The organism is Paralcaligenes ginsengisoli (assembly GCF_054781135.1).
In genome coordinates this window covers 346,927-364,921 of sequence record NZ_BAAGUZ010000031.1, presented here as the reverse complement: position 1 = coordinate 364,921, position 17,995 = coordinate 346,927, and the positions used below count along the sequence as shown (strand labels likewise).

The following is a 17,995-nucleotide window of genomic DNA, read 5'->3' as shown; positions in this document are numbered from 1 at the left end:
GTGTTTTAATAAATAAAGATTTAAAGGGCCGCGCTCAGGCCTGCAAGAGGCTTTTGCACGCAGGCTTTGCTCAGGCACCGGAGGCTTTTCATCTATGCCAGCTGTATCCTCGTTCGCTGCTGAACCCCTACGCACGATAGTCCCGCGTGCGGCGCTGCAGCAACATTATGACGAAGTTCGGGCACATACCCTGGCTTTGGCGGCTCCGCTGTCGGCCGAGGATCAGTGCATTCAGTCCATGCCCGACGCCAGCCCCACAAAGTGGCATCTGGCGCATACCACCTGGTTTTTCGAGACCATGGTCTTATGCGCGCACGGGCTTGACTACCAGCCCTTCGACGAACGTTATTTCTATCTTTTCAATTCATATTACGAGACACTTGGCCCGCGCCATCCGCGCCCGCAGCGAGGGCTCCTGACGCGCCCCGCGCTTGACGAAATCCACGCCTATCGCCATCACGTCGACCGGGCCCTGGCGCATCTTCTGCAGTATTGCAGCGACACGCAGTGGCCGCGAATTGGGCAATTGGTAACCTTGGGCCTGCATCACGAACAGCAGCACCAGGAGTTGCTGTTGACCGACATTCTCCATGCCTTTTCGTGCAATCCCCTGCAGCCCGCCTACCAAAAGGCCGGTGCATCGGAATCGATGGGGCAGGAGGCCATGCGTCCGGCAGCGGACTCGGCATGGACGGATTTGGCCGGCGGCATCGTTTCCATTGGGTGCGATACCGGCATGTCGCATGAATTCGCCTTCGATAACGAGACTCCGCGCCACGAGGTATTGCTGCAACCCTGCCAGGTGGCACGACGACTGGTGACCTGCGGTGAATATGCGGATTTTCTGGCCGATGGCGGTTACCGGACACCTGCCCTGTGGTTGTCCGACGGGTGGGCGGCGCTTCAGGCCAATGGCTGGCGGGCGCCCATATACTGGACAGCCTCGGACGATTCCGATACTTCCGCACAAAATTGGCAGGTATTTGGCCTTCAGGGGCTGCGTCCGCTCGACCGCGCCGTGCCGGTCACTCATCTGAGCTTTTATGAAGCAGCCGCCTATGCGGAATGGGCCGGCGCACGGCTGCCGACCGAATTTGAATGGGAAGCGGCGGCAGGTGCTCCGGGCATGACTCAAATCATGGGTCACGCCTGGCAATGGACACGCTCTTCGTATGATCCGTATCCCGGTTTTCGTCCCATAGGCGGCGCGGTAGGCGAATACAACGGCAAATTCATGGTGGGGCAAATGGTGTTGCGCGGCGGCAGTTGTGCAACGCCGGCTGGCCACTCCCGCGCAACGTATCGAAACTTCTTTCCGCCCGGCGCTCGATGGCAATTCTCGGGTTTGCGTTTGGCCAAGGACATGAAATGCTGATTAGTCCACAACGTCATTACGACACAGCTTTGCAGGATACCGGTGGCAGGGCGCCGGCGGCAGACGGTTTTGCCCACGATATGCTGGCCGCCCTTGCGGCGCGGCAGCGTCGTTTGTCGCCCAAGTATTTTTACGATGAAGCGGGTTCCGCGCTGTTCGATCTTATTTGCGATCTGCCCGAATATTACCCAACGCGCACCGAATTGGCACTGCTCTCGAATCATGCCGGCGAAATAGCCAGACATATGGGGCCGAATGCCGAGATCGTGGAGTTCGGTGCCGGCTCCTTGCACAAGATCCGTTTATTGCTCGATGCCATGGATCAGCCCTTGCGCTACTTGCCGATTGATATTTCCGGCGCGCACCTGGCGACTTCGGCGGCCCGCTTGCAAGCAGATTACCCTGGCCTTGGCGTGGTTCCGGTCGTGGCCGATTACACCCGTGCCTTTCAACTGCCCTCAAAGGTTCCGGGAGGCGGGCGGCGCATCGGTTTTTTCCCTGGATCTACGCTGGGCAATCTGAGCCAGGCAGGCGCTTTAAGGTTTTTAAAACAGGCGGCACGACTGTTGCGCGGCGGAGCACTGCTCGTAGGTGTGGATCTGGTCAAAGCTCCATCGACCTTGCATGCCGCCTATAACGATTCCAGAGGAGTCACCGCCGCCTTTAACCTGAATGTGCTGGAACGCGCGAATCGTGAGCTCGATGCGGACTTCAATGTATCGCAATTTGCCCACAGCGCTTTTTATAATGCACCTTTGCAGCGCATTGAAATGCATTTGATGAGCCGCCGCGCACAACAGGTTCATGTCTGCGGGGAAAGTTTCAGCTTTGCGGAAGGCGAAACCCTGCACACCGAAAACTCGCATAAATTTACAGTCGAAGGATTGCGTGCGCTTGCTGTGCAAGCCGGGTTCAGGCCCGGTCCCGCCTGGACCGACCCCCAGAAATTGTTTAGCCTGCATTGGCTGCGTGCGCCGTTTTAGACGCCACGATGCCTTGTGCACCCAATTGGAATGCTTGCCGCGCCTTGGGCCGGAACTCCACGCAAAGTTATACTGCCTGTCATGAAAAATCTTTCTTCAAACAGCTCACTGGAAACCGTAACAGTGCAGATTACCGGCCGCGTGCAAGGGGTGGGTTTTCGAGCCGCCGCGGTGCGCCAAGCCCACATGCTGGGGATTACCGGCTGGATTCGCAACGCCGCCGACAAGTCGGTGGAAGCCCTGCTTCAGGGTTCGCATGATCAGGTCGATCTTATGCTCTCCTGGTTACTTACCGGGCCGCCCGGAGCCCGCGTCAATGAAGTGATCAATCAACAGCAAGTCATCGATCGGCGCTTTGACCGCTTCGAGCAGCTGTAGTGGTGCCAGAGGGGCTCAACGGAACACAGACACAGGGGGAAGCTTGGATGAAAGCAGAAATTCTGGTGGTTGGCGGCGGCGTCATTGGCTCCAGCATCGCGCTTTACCTCAGACGGCACCCGCGCGCCGGACGGGTAGTTGTGGTGGAGCCCGATCCGGCTTACGCATTGGCTTCGACTCCGCGCGCCTCCGGCGGCTTCAGAAGGCTTTTCTCGACGCCCGAGAACATCCAGATGTCCCAATACAGTATTGGGTTTTTCGATAATTTCGAAAAAGAAGTGCCTGTCAATGGGCAGGCGCCCGGCCTGCAGATCAAACGGCAAGGCTATCTGTTCATTGTCCAGCCCGAATTTCTGCCGACTCTGGAAGCGAGCCATCGAACCCAAAGTGCACTTGGCGTGAATGTCCAGTTACTGGACAGGGCAGCGCTCAAGAGCCTGTTTCCATCTTTGGAGACCGATGACATCGGGGCCGCCCTGTACTCGCCCGACGATGGCTGGCTCGACCCGAATTCCCTGCTTCAGGGAATCAAGAAAAAAGCGCAAGACCTCGGTGCCGCCTATGTGCAGGACCGCGTCGTGGCCATCGGCTCAAGCCAAGGCCTGGCCCGCAGCGCAAGCCTCGAATCGGGCCAGTGCATTCAGGCGGATATTATCGTCAACGCGGCTGGAGCTTGGGCGCAGCAGGTATCGGCCATGGCAGGCATGCCGCTGCCGGTCTTTCCCATGCGCCGGTTCGATCATTATTTTGAATGCAAGGCGTCCATCGAGCCCTTGCCTTATATCAAGGATCCAGCGCGGTTGGCGATGCGGCCCGAAGGGAGAGGCTTCACCGCAGGGATCCCCAACTGGAACGAGCCCCGCGGCTTTAATTTCGATGTGGATCACGATTATTTTGAAAACGTGGTCTGGCCGGCCATCGCGCATCGCGTGCCCAGTTTTGAGGCCGTCAAGCTGAAAAGCTCGTGGAGCGGCTTGTACGACCAGAATGCGCTCGACACCAACATGATTCTGGGCCCCTGGCTCGGCGGCCTGAGCAATTTTTATGTGGCCGCCGGCTTTTCCGGCCACGGCTTGATGCATGCCCCCGCCGTGGGCCGTGCCATGGCCGAACTCATCCTTGATGGGGACTATCAAACGCTGGACCTGTCCAATATGAGCTATAAACGCATCATTGAACAGACGCCTTACGCCGAAAAAGGGATAATATAAAGTTTTAAATAATATTTAATTTTAATTGGTTATATTCAATATTTAAAGTTAATTATTTAAAGTTAATTCTAGAATCAAATAGAAACTTGATGCTCGCCTCCACGCACTGCTTGGGGCCTGAGCGAATCTAGGAAAGAATGTTTTTCATCCCTTGGCGCCTGTATCCGGCGCCGGGCCCATCACAACATGAACCCGATGAGTCTTGCCGTCGTCGGCCAGCGGCACCGCCTGCGAGTCTGCCGGCAAGGGGGCGCCGTCAAGCTCGACATTCAACACTCCCTTGGCCACGCCGCCGGGATTGTCGACCGTAATCAGATAGCGCGCGGTGCCATGCCGGTAGCTGAACCGGAAATTGCGCCAATCGGGGGGAATGCAAGGGTCGATCGTCAGACAATCCCCGTGCTTTTGAAAACCCAGAACCGATTCCAAGCCGCCGCGATATAGCCATCCGGCCGACCCGGTGTACCAGGTCCAGCCGCCGCGCCTGACGTGTCCGGAAGCGGAGTAAATATCGCCGGCCACGACATACGGTTCGACTTTATAGGCGTGAACGCCGGCGCGTGTAGAAGCGTGATTGATGGGATTGAGGATTTTGAATAAATCGGCCGCCCGGTTTCCATCTCCCAGTATGGTGTAGGCAATCATGCACCAGGTAGCGGCATGAGTGTATTGACCGCCATTCTCGCGCACTCCCGGCAGATAGCCTTTGATATATCCAGGATCCAGTGGTGTCTTGTCGAAGGGAGGGGTGAGCAACAGCACCAGATCGTCGCCTGGCCGGATCAGATATTGCTCGACCGACTGCATGGCCCGCTGCTGTCGCGTCGCCGTGCCCGCGCCGGAAATCACGCTCCAGCTTTGTGCCAATGAGTCAATGCGGCATTCGCTGTCGGAGGAGCTTCCCAGCGGTGTGCCGTCATCGAAATAAGCACGCCGATACCAGGCGCCATCCCATGCTTTCTTTTCAAGCGCTGTCTGCAGTGCAGCGGCGTGTTTTTGCCACCGCTCAATGCATGTCTGGTCTGCGCGCGAAGACGCTATGGCGGAAAACCTGGATATGGTCGAACAAAGAAACCAGCCCAGCCACACACTTTCTCCTTTGCCCTCGTGGCCGACGCGGTTCATGCCATCGTTCCAGTCGCCGCCGCCCATTAATGGCAGGCCGTGGATGCCCGTGGCCAGGCTGCAATCGATGGCACGCACACAGTGTTCGAACAGGCTGCCCGACTGGGCCGATACGGTAGGCTCGTAGTACGCGTTTTCCTGGTCCGCAGCCACGGCGGCGCCTTCCAGGAACGGCACGGTTTCGTCGAGCACCGCCAGGTCTCCGGTGACCGTAACATAGTGCGCCACCACATAGGGCAGCCAGAGGCGGTCGTCGGAAATATGTGTGCGCACGCCGCGCCCCTTGGGCGGATGCCACCAATGTTGCACGTCGCCCTCGACAAACTGCCGGGCTGCCGACCGTAAGATATGTTCACGGGCGAGATCCGGACGAGTCACGTTCAACGCCATGCTGTCCTGCAACTGATCGCGGAAGCCATAAGCGCCGCTGGCCTGGTAAAACGCCGTGCGCGCCCACATCCGGCAGGCCAGCACCTGATAGAGCAACCAGCCATTGAGTATCAGATCGGTGGCGCGATCAGGGGTTTCGACCTGGACTGTAGTTAGAATCCGGTCCCAGTTGCCTGTAACTTCAGATAGGACTTTCGATGTATCGAGAGTGCGGTACCGTGCTGTCAGATTTCGTGCCGCCTGCCGGTCTTCGGCCTGCCCCAATATGAATGTCAGTTGTATTGACTCGCCCGGCGCGATTTCAACACTGGTCTGCAACGCGCTGCATGGATCCATGCCGGCGCCGGTCTTGTTGCTTAGAACGGTATCGGTGGCCAAGGCTGCGGGTTGCTCAAGATTGCCGTTGCGGCCAATAAACTCTGTACGGTCTCCTGTCCATGATGTCTGGCGACCGACCCAGTCGACAAAGGCGATCCGTTGCCCGAATTCGGCATTCCAGGGATTATGGGCAAACATCGCACCGGACGAAGAGTCCATTTCGGTTATGACAAACGGCGCGCTGTTTGCTCTGGCAGTACCCAGAACCCATTCAACATAGCCTGTCACACTTAGCTTGCGCAGACGAGACGAGCGATTCTCCAGGGTCAGCGTGGAAATTTTGACAGGATCGCTCCAGCTTACAAATTGCAGCAGCTCGCTCATGATGCCGTGCGAACCGTGCTGAAACCGGCTATAGCCATGGCCATGGCGGGCAATGTAGCGGGTGTTTTCCAGGCGGATCGGCAGGGCAGTGGGTGTCCAGAGCTCACCGGTTTCGTTGTCTCGCAGATAAAACACTTCGCTCGGTGTGTCGCTGACTGGATCATTCGACCAGGACGTAAGCTGGTTTTCCTGACTGTTGGATGACCATGTATAGCCCGCTCCCGACTCCGAGACCTGGAAGCCGAAATCGGGATTCGCAATGATATTGACCCAGGGCGCCGGCGTCCGTTGATCTTTCCCCAGAACGGTAACGTATTCTCGGCCTTGCTCGGCGAAGCCGCCAAGGCCATTGAAAAACTCCAGCGTCGGCATTGATTGCGCTATTTCGGCATGAGTGCGTGGCGAGGGCGTGCGTGGCGCAGTGGCGGCAGGTCTGGATTCTGCACGCCGCATGCGCACTATCTGCTCTTCCAGACTGCCTTGTTTGTTTCCGGCCAGCACTACCCGGGCCGCACACTGCAGTAGTTCCAGTTCCGGCTCTTCAAGCAAATCGGCGCGCAGCACAAAAATGCCGCCTTGCTTGGAAGGCGGCGCGGTCTGGCTGCCGCTGACCAGGTTTTCGAGCGATGTTTGCAGATCCTGCGCATAAGAGGCTTTTTTTTCATTCAGGATGACAAGATCGACAGCCAGACCTTTACCGTGCCAGTATTCATGAGCACGCAAAAGCTGCCGCACAATTTCGCGGTCTTCCTGTTCGTCGATGCGAAGCAATACGATGGGCAGGTCGCCCGATATGCTGTATTGCCACAAGGAGGTGGCGTTCAGGGTATTGCGTTTGAGCATATCCCCGCTTGGGCGCATGGCTGGGTCGGAGTAGAGCACCCGGTTGGCAAGAAACTGAAACAAGTGTGCCTCGTCCGCGGTGATGCCCAGATGATGCAGGCGCACCTGGCCCTCGGTCCAGGCAAGTGTCGAGATCCGTTCGAAGCTGGCGGGGTCGCGATACTTGTCGGCCAGGTTGATAATTTCTTCGCGCGTGGATGCAACCATGGTGGCAAACACAATATGTGTTGTCGCGCCGGCGGCAACCTGCACCCGGGTGCGCAAACTCAGAATCGGGTCAAGCACTGCCCCGACAGTATTGGACAGCGGGCGGCCGTCCATTATGGCGACGGGATTGCGTATGGGATGGCCGCGGCCGAGGAAACGCGCGCGGTCTGTTTCGTATCCGGCATTTTCGCCGTGTGTGCTCCCGGCAAAAATATGCGCGGCCCATACCGGGGCATCGGCGGCGCTGCGTGGCCGCCGCATGGCCATCAGGCCTTGCACTTCCGGCAAGTATTCGGTCTGTATAAAAAGATTGGAAAAGGCCGGATGCGCCGTATCGGCGGCCATAGGCGCAAGCACTACCTCCGCGTAGGAGGTCAGTTCGATTTCCCGGTCCTTGGTGCCGGAATTGGTAATGGAAAGGCGGCGAATCTCGGCATTGTCTTCCGGCGAGACGAGAATCTCCAGACTGGTGGCAAGGGTTCCATCGTGACGAACGATGCGTGCCCGGTCCTCGGAAAAAATCACTTCGTAGCGGTCTGGTTCCACGCCTGAAGGCTGGTAGCTTGCCGACCATACTTCGCCGCTTGCGGTATCGCGCAGAAAAAGATAGCTGCCCCACGCATCGCTGGTCGGATCTTCGCGCCAGCGTGTCACAGCCAGCCCGTCCCAGGTGCTATATCCCGATCCGGCCGTGGTCACCATGACGGTATACCGGCCGTTCGAAAGAAGATGGCTGGAAGGGATTCCTTGCCTTGCTGAATGGAAGCGACGGGAAGCGGGCATGATGATTTCCTTGGCGCGCGTTGCGCCGATAGTATCCTGGCGCGGGTAGGTAATGCCGATCTCGCGCGGTATGGGTTCTTGAAGCAGCAGATCGGCGGCACGCACGATCGATTGCCGATGAAACCGATGGCGCATGATGCCATCGAACAAGGTATTGCCAAGGGCTACCAGCGACATCCCCTGGTGGTGCGCCATATATGTGCGAACCGGCGCAGCGAGTTGGCTCTCGGGGATGCGTGCCGGAGTAAAGTCGATGGCGTCGTAGTAGCCGTAGATGCCACACCCGCCGCTGGCTTCGATGTGCCTGAAGTTGGCGATGGCGGCGGGGGCCTCGTACATGGCAGCGAGCGCCGTGGCGTAAGGAGCTATAACCAGGTTTTGTGCCAGGCCGCGTTTCAGACCCAGCGCGGGCACTCCGAAGTCGGCATACTGGTAGGTCAGGGCACGGTCGCGTACGTTATACGCCGATTCGGAAACTCCCCACGGTATGTGGCGTTTCCGGCCATAGGCAATCTGCCGCACGATAACCAGGCGGCAGGTCTCGTCGAGCAGGCTGTGGCGCGGCGTGTACATCACCAGCGACGGCATCAGGTACTCGAACATCGAACCGGACCATGACATGAGGACAGCACTGTTGCCTTGGGGCGTCATGGGGCGGCCCAGGCGAAACCAGTGAGTCGCAGCCACATCGCCTTTGGCGATGGCAATGAAGCTGGCAAGGCGAGCCTCGGAGGCCAGCAAATCATAATAGCTGTCGTCCAGGGACGCATCCCCGACTCTGTAACCGATTGCGAACAGGCGGCGATCGGCATCGAAAAGAAAGCCAAACTTCATGTCAGTGAACAGGCGTTTTGCGGTGGCTGCCAAGGCGTTCAGCCGGTCGGCCAGCGTGGCGGCGCACGTCTTGGTTGAGGGCGCAGCTGCGCCGCCCGTGAGGGCAGACATGTCATTTCGCGAAGCCGCCGCCAACGTCGGCGTATAAAGCGGCAGGTCGCGCAGATGACTGGCCACATCGGACTGAATGGTTCGCGCCCAAGCCAGCACTTCGCTATGTTCCGCATCGCCGCGTTCCTCGGCAAATGTTTCGGCCAGATCCAGCAGCGTGCCGGCTCGTGTCCCCAGTTCGTGCCAGCGTGTCGGCCAGTCTGCGGCATTTGCAGGTTCTTCAATCAGCCATCGATCGAAATCGTCCAGGCCTTCACGCAGCTGGCTTGGGTTTACGGTCAATGTACGGCGATCATCGCGTTCCGCCCGAATGGCTTCACGCAATAGCCACACCGAATCCCTGATGCCGGACAGGTGCATGGCAGTGAATACGGGTTTTCGCGTCATTTCCTCGCAAGCGCTTGCCAGCGCAAGCAGATGGCCCGCGAGGTTGCCGCTGTCGACGGACGATATGTATTGTGGATTGAGCGGGTTCAGGGAATGAGTATCGTACCAGTTGAAAAAATGGCCCCGGAAGCGCGGCAATGTTTGCATGGTACCCAAGGTGGCTTCCAGCCGCTCCACCATTTCCGTGATGCCGATCCAGCCGAAATCGCGCGCCGAGATCGTGGACAAGAGATAGAGTCCGAAATTGGTTGGGGAACTTCGATGAGCCACGACGGGGTAGGGGTCTTCCTGAAAATTGTCCGGGGGCAATGAGTGATTCTGCTCGTCGACGAAAGTAGTGAAAAAACGCCAGATCCGGCGCCCCGACAGACGAAGCGACAGGGTGTCGGCGACGCTGGCCGGCTCGGGCCCGGCGGCCGGCGGAGGCAGGCTGATAAGTTGCGCAAAGAACGGGGAAACACACCATAGCGCCAGGAATGGCGCCGCAGCGCCCAGGTTGGCGGGGTTGATGTACGTCACGATGATTCCGAAAGCGGCCACAATAAAGACCGCGCCACGCAGCGCCCAAGTGAAATGCATCAGCGACAAGCTGGCCCGCAGCTTCGCCTGAGCGGAAGTGACCCATTCAAGCAGCAGGCGATGGCTGACCAATAAGCGAAACAAGGTGCGGCCGATGGCATCGAGGGCCAGCCAGCTGCGGTGGGCCAGGAGCGCGAGCGCAATAATCATATAGGCACAACCATGCAGCACATCCTTGCCCACGGCACGCATATGGCTATCGCGTGAAATGCCGAAGCGAGGAGGCACCAGTCCGTGGCAGATCGAGACGATAGCGGGCGCGGCCAGGGCCAGCAGGACATAGGCGGACCAGAGGCCGGCAGGCACGTGCGGCAATGTCCAACTGGCCAGCAAAATGAAAATCATGGCGGGCGCGGACAAGGAACGGCGCAAGTTATCGATCATCTTCCATCGACTCAGGATGGGAATGGCGGTAAAGCCCGCTATCCAGGGCAACAACTGCCAATCGCCGCGTATCCATCGATGCGATCTGGATGCCGCAACCTGATAATGCGAGGGAAAGTCTTCGAATAATTCAAGATCCGTGACCAGGCCGCAGCGGGCAAAAATCCCTTCGAACAGATCATGGCTGAGAATGGTGTTTTCCGGGATCCGGCCAGCGAGAGATGCTTCGAACCCATCCACATCGTAAATGCCCTTGCCCGTATAACTGCCTTCACCGAACAAGTCCTGATAAACATTCGATACCGCTCCGGCGTACGGATCGATGCCGCAGGGTCCCGAAAAAACATGCTGAAAAATCGAGCTTTCGCTGGCCGTCGGCAGTGTTGGCGTAATGCGCGGTTGCAGAATGCCGTAACCTTCGACAACGCGGCGCGATACTGGGTCGATGCGAGGGCGGTTAAGGGGGTGGGCCGCCGTTCCTACCAATTGGCGCACCGCGTCTATAGGCAGGCGTGTATCGCTATCCAGGGTAATGACGTAGCGTATCCCCGCCGGAGTATGGGGCGGCTTGCCATCGATGGACAAGAAAGACGTGTCTGTCGCGCCACGCAAAAGCCGGTTGAATTCGTGCAGCTTGCCGCGTTTTCTCTCCCACGCCAGCCACTTGTGCTGTGCTTCGTTCCATAAACGTTTGCGATGAAACAGGAAAAAACGCTCCTCGCCATCAAGCATGGCACCGTGCCGCGCATTCAGGGATGCGATTCTCCGTACCGCCGCATCCAGCAATAGCCCGTCGTCTTCCCGGTGCTCTGTGTCGGCATCGGTCCAGTCCGAGAGCAGCGCAAAATGGACATCGCCTTTCGGGTTCGCGAGGTAGTGCACTTCGAGTTGATCGATCTGCGCGATGATCCCCGCTTCGGTCGTCAGCAATGTGGGCACGACAACGAAAGTTCGCAAGGCCGGCGGAATTCCTTTTGCCAATTCAAGCCGTACCAGATGGCGCGGAGGCACAAGCCTGGTAATTGCCTTGTCGATCAGCAGTATCGCGACGTCCGAGGCCTGGAAGAATCCCAGCAGTCCCAGCACGCACAATGCAGCCACGTCGACCCCGGCCTTTGCGCTGATCCAGAGCGGCAGCGCCAGCAACAAGGCGCTGGCCAGCAGAATCGTGCCAATATAGGCTGTCGCGGCATGGGATGTATAGGCCCGCAGGCAGCGCTGCCCAAAAGAAATACGAAAGCCGATTTCCCGTTCGAAATTCCGGCGCCCGGTCGATATCAGGTAATAGCCCGGGTCCGATAGGCGGTCTTGCGGATCTCCTGTCTGCAGGGCTGCGCGAGCGGCTTTGTCCATCACCGCGTTGGCTATTTCGAGTTCCGTATGCCGCGATCCGCCCGCCAAGGTTTCGATGGCGTGCCTGTAATGATCGCGGCTTTTAAAATCCATGCCTGAATAAATGGGGTTGCGGCGAAGGCACGCATCCACCAGGCTGATATCCTCAAAAAAAGGCTGCCAGTCAAATGCCTTCATGTCGCGCATGCTGGTGATCAGATTTCGCACCGTCATATTGGCGGCGGCTTGGCTGGCATGTTCGCTTTGCACGATGTCGTCGGAAGACAATCCCTGGCGCGCGAGTTCTTCGTCAAGCCAGTGCAGAGAAATATCCTGGTAACGCAAGCGCTGTATCAACTGCACGGCAAAAGCGGCCGCCAAGCGCCTCGCAACAAGATCGTGCAATACGCCCTCGACCTCTTGCGGCGCTCGGTGATCGAGCGCGAGCAGGTCGTCGGCGAACTTGTCGGCCTGGTGCCTACTTTCCTGCGAGCCAGCGACAAGTACACAAAGGCGGCGCAGATTCTCGATCATCACACACCGCAACGTAACCGGAATAGCCCACAGTTCGGCAATGGTCAATGGCTGGGTTCGTTGATAGGCGCGCAGGAAGCAGCGCAGCAGGGACGCATCGAAACGGCTATCGGTGTGAGCCACGAATGCCCAGATCACTCCATAAATTCGGGGGTGGTCGCGAAGTGGGCCATCCGATAATTGAGGCAGGGCTCGGTATGACGGCGCTTCAAGCTCGAGACGGGTTGTCTTGAGCTGATCTTCAATTGCACGGAAATTATCCAGCAGCCATTCGGCAGCTGGGGTGATGGATCGCCGCTCGAGAGCCGCTTGCGCGATGGCATCGTAGCATTTGAGCAGCGTGCGTGCATTGTTGGCCGTTCGCCCCGAGAGGGCATGGCCGTTTTTGATTTTAGGGGAAATTGTTTGTGCGGCAGCGAGGCTGGAGGCATGTTGCTCCAGCCGTTCCACACTGAAAAGTTCGGCGCGTATTGGCGGTTCGAATGGATCCGGATCGCTGTCTGCGCGCCCCGATTCCAGGAAATTCAGAATACGCGGCATATGCCCCATACAGGTACCTCCTTGGTACTATGGTGCCCCCTTTTCCCTTTTCTTAGCTCCAGAAAACAGAGTAACACCGATAGCGCCCTTATTGCCAGCAATCCCGGGTCCATACTCGGCACGGTTATGAAAATAGGCATGAACTGCGCTGCTCGATTACTATGTAATGCGAATTCCATTTGTCTGAAAGTACGGGAGCAAGCTATATGAAACTGTCTACCGACGCTGAATTGCGCCTGCTGCAGCACGAAACTTTCGCTTATTTTTTGCACGAGACCAATCCGGAAAACGGTTTGGTGATCGATAAAACAGCACCTGGCTGGCCTGCCAGCATAGCGGCCACGGGCCTCGCATTGGCGGCCTACCCGGTGGGCGTGGAGTGCGGATTCATGTCACGCGAAGCGGCGATCGAGCGTACGCTCGCAACACTGCGTTTTTTTTGGAACAGCCCACAAGGCCCCGAACCCGATGCGACAGGCTACCAGGGGTTTTATTATCATTTCCTGGATATGCAAACCGGACGGCGTGCGTGGCAGTGTGAGCTTTCGACGGTGGATACTGCCTTTCTGTTGGCCGGTGCCTTGACCGCTGGCGTTTATTTCCGCGGCGATGCTGTCGATGAACAGGAAATCAGAAGGCTTGCCGATGAGCTTTACCGGCGGGCCGACTGGCACTGGGCGCAAAACGGCGGCGATACGGTCACTCACGGCTGGAAGCCGGAGAGCGGTTTTATTAAATACCGCTGGGAAGGTTACGACGAAGCGCTGCTGCTTTACATACTCGGCTTGGGTTCACCGACATATCCCTTATCCGAAGGCAGCTATGCGGCGTGGGCCTCTACTTATGAGTGGAAACATAGCTACGACATCGACTACCTTTATGCCGGGCCATTATTCACGCATCAGCTTTCGCATATCTGGGTCGATTTTCGCGGCATCCAGGACGAATTCATGCGTGCCAAGGGCATCGATTATTTCGAGAATAGCCGACGCGCGACATATGTCCAGCAGCGTTACGCTATCGACAACCCGCTCAAATTCAACGGTTATGGCGAATGTTGCTGGGGTATCACCGCCAGTGACGGCCCGGGGCCTGATTCGCTGAAGATCAATGGGATTGTGCGCCAGTTCTATGACTACATCGGGCGCGGTGTTCCCTTTGGCCCCGATGACGGCACAGTAGCCCCATGGGCGGTGGTTGCGTCATTGCCTTTTGCGCCCGAAATTGTATTGCCGGCGATCGATCACTTTATTCATGAAGTGAAGTTGAAAAATGCCAACCCCTACGGTTTCAAGGCCACATTCAATCTGACTCATCCCGAAAAAACCAGCAATCCGTACAGTTGGGTGTCGCCGTGGCATTATGGGCTGAATCAGGGGCCCATCGTCCTGATGATCGAAAACTATCGAACCGGCCTGCTGTGGCAGTGGATGAAGCAATGCCCCTACCTCAGCGGCGGCCTGCGGCGTGCGGGATTCAGCGGAGGATGGCTTTCATCCTAGGGCCTGATCCACGATAGTCTGTGCTTCCGCCAGAATGCTGCGCAAATGATCCTTCCCGCGAAAGCTTTCGGCATATATTTTGTAGATGTCTTCGGTCCCTGAAGGCCGAGCGGCAAACCATCCGTGCTCGCTGACCACCTTCAGGCCGCCGATCGCGGCGCCATTGCCGGGCGCCTGGGTGAGGATGGCCTGAACAGGCTCTCCCGCCAGTGTCGTGGATTTCACTTGCTGCGGAGAGAGTTTCGATAATTTATCTTTCTGTGCCGGAGTTGCGGCTGCCTGAATCCGGTCGGTGGCGGGGTCGCCGAGTTCGCGCGTCAGATTGTGATAGATTTCACCAGGATCATGGCCTGTCTGGGCCGTTATTTCGGCCGACAGAAGGGCCGGGACAAGGCCATCCTTGTCTGTGGTCCAGACCTCGCCATTACGCCGCAGGAAAGATGCGCCGGCGCTTTCTTCGCCGCCAAAGCCCAGCGATCCGTCCAGCAGGCCCGCGGCAAACCATTTAAACCCCACAGGCACCTCGATCAGTTTTCGCCCCAGTTTGGCGCTTACCCTATCGATCATCTGGCTGCTTACCACCGTTTTCCCGATGGCGGCTTGTTTGCTCCATTCGGGCCGATTCTGGAACAGGTAATGTATCGCCACCGACAAATAGTGATTGGGCGGCAGCAGGCCGCTGCTGTGCGTGACGATTCCGTGCCGGTCATGGTCGGTATCGCATGCGAAGGATATGTCGAAACGATCCTTCATGCCGATCAGGCTTTGCATCGCGTAGGAGGAAGAGGGGTCCATGCGAATCTGGCCATCCCAATCAACCGTCATGAAGCGGAATGTGGAGTCCACGGCCTCGTTGACTACGGTCAGGTCCAGCTTGTAGCGCGCTGCAATGGCCGCCCAGTAGTGGACGCCGGCGCCGCCTAGCGGGTCCACGCCCATGCGTACGCGGGCGCCGCGAATCGCGCCCATATCGATCACATTGTCGAGATCGTTGACGTAGGTGTTCAGAAAATCGTATTGATGGGTGGTCGGCGCGCGCAACGCCTTCTCGAAAGAAATGCGCTGTATGTTCCGCAAGCCGCCCTTAAGGATTTCATTGGCCTTTTTTTCGATCCACCCCGTTACATCGGTATCCGCCGGCCCACCGTTGGGCGGGTTGTACTTGAATCCCCCATTGTCGGGTGGGTTATGCGACGGCGTAATGACGATGCCATCGGCCAGGCCTGTTTTGCGCTTCTTGTTGTAGGTCAGAATCGCATGGGAAACGGCAGGAGTCGGTGTGTATTCGCCGTGGGCAGCCATCATCACTTCGACGCCATTGGCGGCCAGCACTTCCAGCGCGCTGGCAAAGGCCGGCTCGGACAGTGCATGGGTGTCGATACCTACGAATAGGGGGCCATCGATGCCCTGTTTCTTGCGATACAGGCAGATAGCCTGGCTGATTGCCAGAACGTGCATTTCATTGAATGTTCTGTCGAAAGCCGAACCTCGATGGCCGGAGGTGCCAAATGCCACCTGTTGCAGAGGGTTGGCGGGGTCGGGCGCATCACTGTAATAGGCTGTGACGAGCTTGGCGACATTGACCAGCAAGGCCGCGGGCGCCGGCTTTCCTGCCAAGGGGCTTATTTGGGTGGCTGTACTGTTTGCCTGTTTCATTTTTCACCTTGCTTGCGGATTGCCGATCTATGATGAGTGGCGCGCTATCTGTGCCTTGGCTGCGGCAACGACATGTGCCGGCTCGAATCCGAAATGCTGCGTCACAGCTTTCATGGGTGCGGACATGCCGAACGTATGCATGCCGAGAATGGCACCATCGAAGCCTGTGTAGCGCTCCCAGCCAAAAACAGAAGCTTCTTCGACAGCCACGCGAGCGCGGATCCCAGGTGGCAATATCTTGTCTCGATATTCCTGTGGCTGCTTTTCGAATAGCTGCCACGACGGCATGCTGACGACACGCGCCTTGATGCCCTCGGCAGTCAATTGCTCGTATGCGCTGACGCAAAGGGCCACCTCACTGCCGGTGCCCAGCAGCAGGACATCCGGCTTGCCATCGGGCGTGTCGGCAACGGTATAGGCGCCCAGTGCCACGCCGCTTGCGCTTGCGTATTTCGAACGGTCCAGGGTGGGAACCGATTGCCGCGTCAGTACCAGGCAAACCGGAGTGTCTTTGAGCTGCATGATGATTCGCCATGCTTGCACGACTTCGTTGGCATCGGCGGGTCGCAGCAGCAACATGCCCGGCATGGCGCGCAGCGACGCAAGCTGCTCGATGGGTTGATGAGTGGGTCCGTCTTCGCCCAGACTGATGGAATCGTGCGTCCAGATGGAAATAAGCGGGAGCTCCATCATTGCGCTAAGCCTGAGGGCCGCACGGCAGTAGTCGGTGAAAATGAGAAAGCTGGAAACATAAGGCCTTACTTTCGACAGGCTCATGCCGTTGCCTATGGCGCACATCGCATGCTCGCGAAGGCCGAAATGAAAGTTTCGGCCCCGATAGCTGGCATTCTGTTCATGCCCTGGCTCCTGGAAATCGCCCGCGAACTCAAACTTCAGATTGGTTTTTGTCGACGGCGACAGATCCGCCGAACCGCCAAGCAGCCAAGGCATTCTGGCTGCAATGGCGTTCAGTACCTGCCCGGACGAATCGCGTGTTGCGACACCCTTTTCATCTGCCGCGAATGTGGGTAGGGCGGCATCCCAGCCGGCTGGCAGGTCGCGCTGTTGCATCTGCTGGATTTGGTCGGCAAGATCCGGGTATTGAGTCCGATAGGCGGAAAACAATGCTTCCCAGGCCGTGCGTTCTCCAAGACCGCGCCGGCCCAAATGCGCGTTGAAATGTGCAACCACGCCTTCCGGAATGTCGAACTGGGCATCGGGATTGCAGCCGTAGAATTCCTTGGCCAGCCGCACCTCCTCGGCGCCGAGCGGTTCGCCGTGCGCCTCGCGTGTGTCTTGCTTATGTGGCGCTCCGTAGCCGATGTGGCTTTGAACCACGATAAGAGTAGGGCGGTCGTGCGTATCCAGAAAAGCCTGGTAGCCCGCAGACAGCGCGGCCAGGTCGTTTGCATCGCTCACCCTTGCCACGTTCCATCCATAGGCGATAAACCTGGCCGCCACATCTTCGGTAAAAGTAAGGCTGGTCGAGCCTTCAATGGAAATGTGATTATCGTCGTAAATCCAGCATAGATTGGATAGTTTCAGATGCGCCGCCAGCGAGGCAGCTTCGCTGCAGACACCTTCCATGATGTCGCCGTCGCTGCACAAGGCGTAGACATTATGGTTGAACAGATCGTAGCCGGGGCGGTTATAGGTAGCTGCCAGCCAGCGTTCCGCAATAGCCATGCCGACACTGGTGGCGGCTCCCTGGCCGAGCGGGCCGGTGGTGGTTTCCACGCCCGAGGTCCAACCGTGTTCCGGATGGCCCGTGCATCGGCTGCCGGCCTGGCGAAAAGTCATCAGATCATCGAGCGTGACCGCAAGACGGTCGCCGGGCGGATAACTGGGGCTGCCGGCTTTGACGCCGGACAGATGCAACAGGCTGTAGAGCAAAGCGCAGGCATGGCCGGCCGACAGTACGAAGCGGTCGCGGTTTGGCCAGCCCGGGTCCTGCGGATCATATTTCAGAAAGCGCTGCCATAAGCAATAGGCGGTCGGCGCGGCATCCATCGGCGTGCCTGGATGGCCTGATTGTGCCTTCTGTACCGCATCGATAGATAGCGTACGCAGGGTATTGATGCAAAGCTGATCGAGGTGTGCCTGTTCCATTATGGTTTGCTCCAATCGGATACCGTTGCA

The 17,995-nt window shown here is 58.1% G+C and carries 8 protein-coding genes; 5 read left to right on the top strand and 3 right to left on the bottom strand.

Translation table 11 applies throughout. From position 1 onward, the window contains the following. The first annotated feature begins 94 nt into the window (after nt 1-94). The 4 genes from egtB (at nt 95) to ACYVIS_RS15770 (ending at nt 3,947) form a co-directional block, all read left to right on the top strand. A complete protein-coding gene (gene egtB / locus ACYVIS_RS15785) occupies nt 95-1,375 on the top strand; it encodes an ergothioneine biosynthesis protein EgtB (RefSeq protein ID WP_232743197.1) in 1,281 nt (426 codons plus the stop codon). Between the two features lie 80 nt (nt 1,376-1,455). After that, on the top strand, nt 1,456-2,358 hold the full coding sequence (egtD, locus tag ACYVIS_RS15780) for an L-histidine N(alpha)-methyltransferase (RefSeq protein ID WP_460874407.1): 903 nt from the start codon (nt 1,456-1,458) through the stop codon (nt 2,356-2,358). Nucleotides 2,359-2,439: 81 nt separating this feature from the next. Beyond that, the gene (locus ACYVIS_RS15775; protein ID WP_460874384.1) at nt 2,440-2,736 is read left to right on the top strand and encodes an acylphosphatase; all 297 of its coding nucleotides are present in this window, start codon (nt 2,440-2,442) and stop codon (nt 2,734-2,736) included. A 47-nt stretch (nt 2,737-2,783) separates the two neighbouring features. Continuing rightward, on the top strand, nt 2,784-3,947 hold the full coding sequence (locus ACYVIS_RS15770) for an NAD(P)/FAD-dependent oxidoreductase (RefSeq protein WP_460874383.1): 1,164 nt from the start codon (nt 2,784-2,786) through the stop codon (nt 3,945-3,947). Between the two features lie 144 nt (nt 3,948-4,091). On the opposite strand, the gene ACYVIS_RS15765 is transcribed toward ACYVIS_RS15770, so the two are convergent. Next, nucleotides 4,092-12,707, bottom strand: coding sequence for a GH36-type glycosyl hydrolase domain-containing protein (locus ACYVIS_RS15765; protein ID WP_460874382.1), 8,616 nt, complete (start codon nt 12,705-12,707; stop codon nt 4,092-4,094). 197 nt (nt 12,708-12,904) lie between these two features. Here ACYVIS_RS15765 and ACYVIS_RS15760 point away from each other — a divergent pair, with 197 nt between their 5' ends. Continuing rightward, nucleotides 12,905-14,200 (top strand): glucoamylase family protein, encoded by a 1,296-nt coding sequence (locus ACYVIS_RS15760; protein ID WP_460874381.1) that lies wholly within the window; start codon nt 12,905-12,907, stop codon nt 14,198-14,200. Here the strand turns inward: ACYVIS_RS15760 and pgm are convergent. Further along, the gene (gene pgm / locus ACYVIS_RS15755) at nt 14,192-15,856 is read right to left on the bottom strand and encodes a phosphoglucomutase (alpha-D-glucose-1,6-bisphosphate-dependent) (RefSeq protein ID WP_460874380.1); all 1,665 of its coding nucleotides are present in this window, start codon (nt 15,854-15,856) and stop codon (nt 14,192-14,194) included. The genes ACYVIS_RS15760 and pgm overlap by 9 nt on opposite strands. Nucleotides 15,857-15,883: 27 nt before the next feature. Continuing rightward, nucleotides 15,884-17,968, bottom strand: coding sequence for a transketolase (gene tkt / locus ACYVIS_RS15750; protein ID WP_460874406.1), 2,085 nt, complete (start codon nt 17,966-17,968; stop codon nt 15,884-15,886). Between the last annotated feature and the right edge of the window lie 27 nt (nt 17,969-17,995).

Excerpts from the sequence above, each read along its gene's own strand:
- egtB (WP_232743197.1), top strand. The coding sequence starts at position 95 with ATGCCAGCTGTATCCTCGTTCGCTGCTGAACCCCTACGCACGATAGTC.
- egtD (WP_460874407.1), top strand. The coding sequence starts at position 1,456 with ATGCTGGCCGCCCTTGCGGCGCGGCAGCGTCGTTTGTCGCCCAAGTAT.
- ACYVIS_RS15775 (WP_460874384.1), top strand. The coding sequence starts at position 2,440 with ATGAAAAATCTTTCTTCAAACAGCTCACTGGAAACCGTAACAGTGCAG.
- ACYVIS_RS15770 (WP_460874383.1), top strand. The coding sequence starts at position 2,784 with ATGAAAGCAGAAATTCTGGTGGTTGGCGGCGGCGTCATTGGCTCCAGC.
- ACYVIS_RS15765 (WP_460874382.1), bottom strand. The coding sequence starts at position 12,707 with ATGGGGCATATGCCGCGTATTCTGAATTTCCTGGAATCGGGGCGCGCA.
- ACYVIS_RS15760 (WP_460874381.1), top strand. The coding sequence starts at position 12,905 with ATGAAACTGTCTACCGACGCTGAATTGCGCCTGCTGCAGCACGAAACT.
- pgm (WP_460874380.1), bottom strand. The coding sequence starts at position 15,856 with ATGAAACAGGCAAACAGTACAGCCACCCAAATAAGCCCCTTGGCAGGA.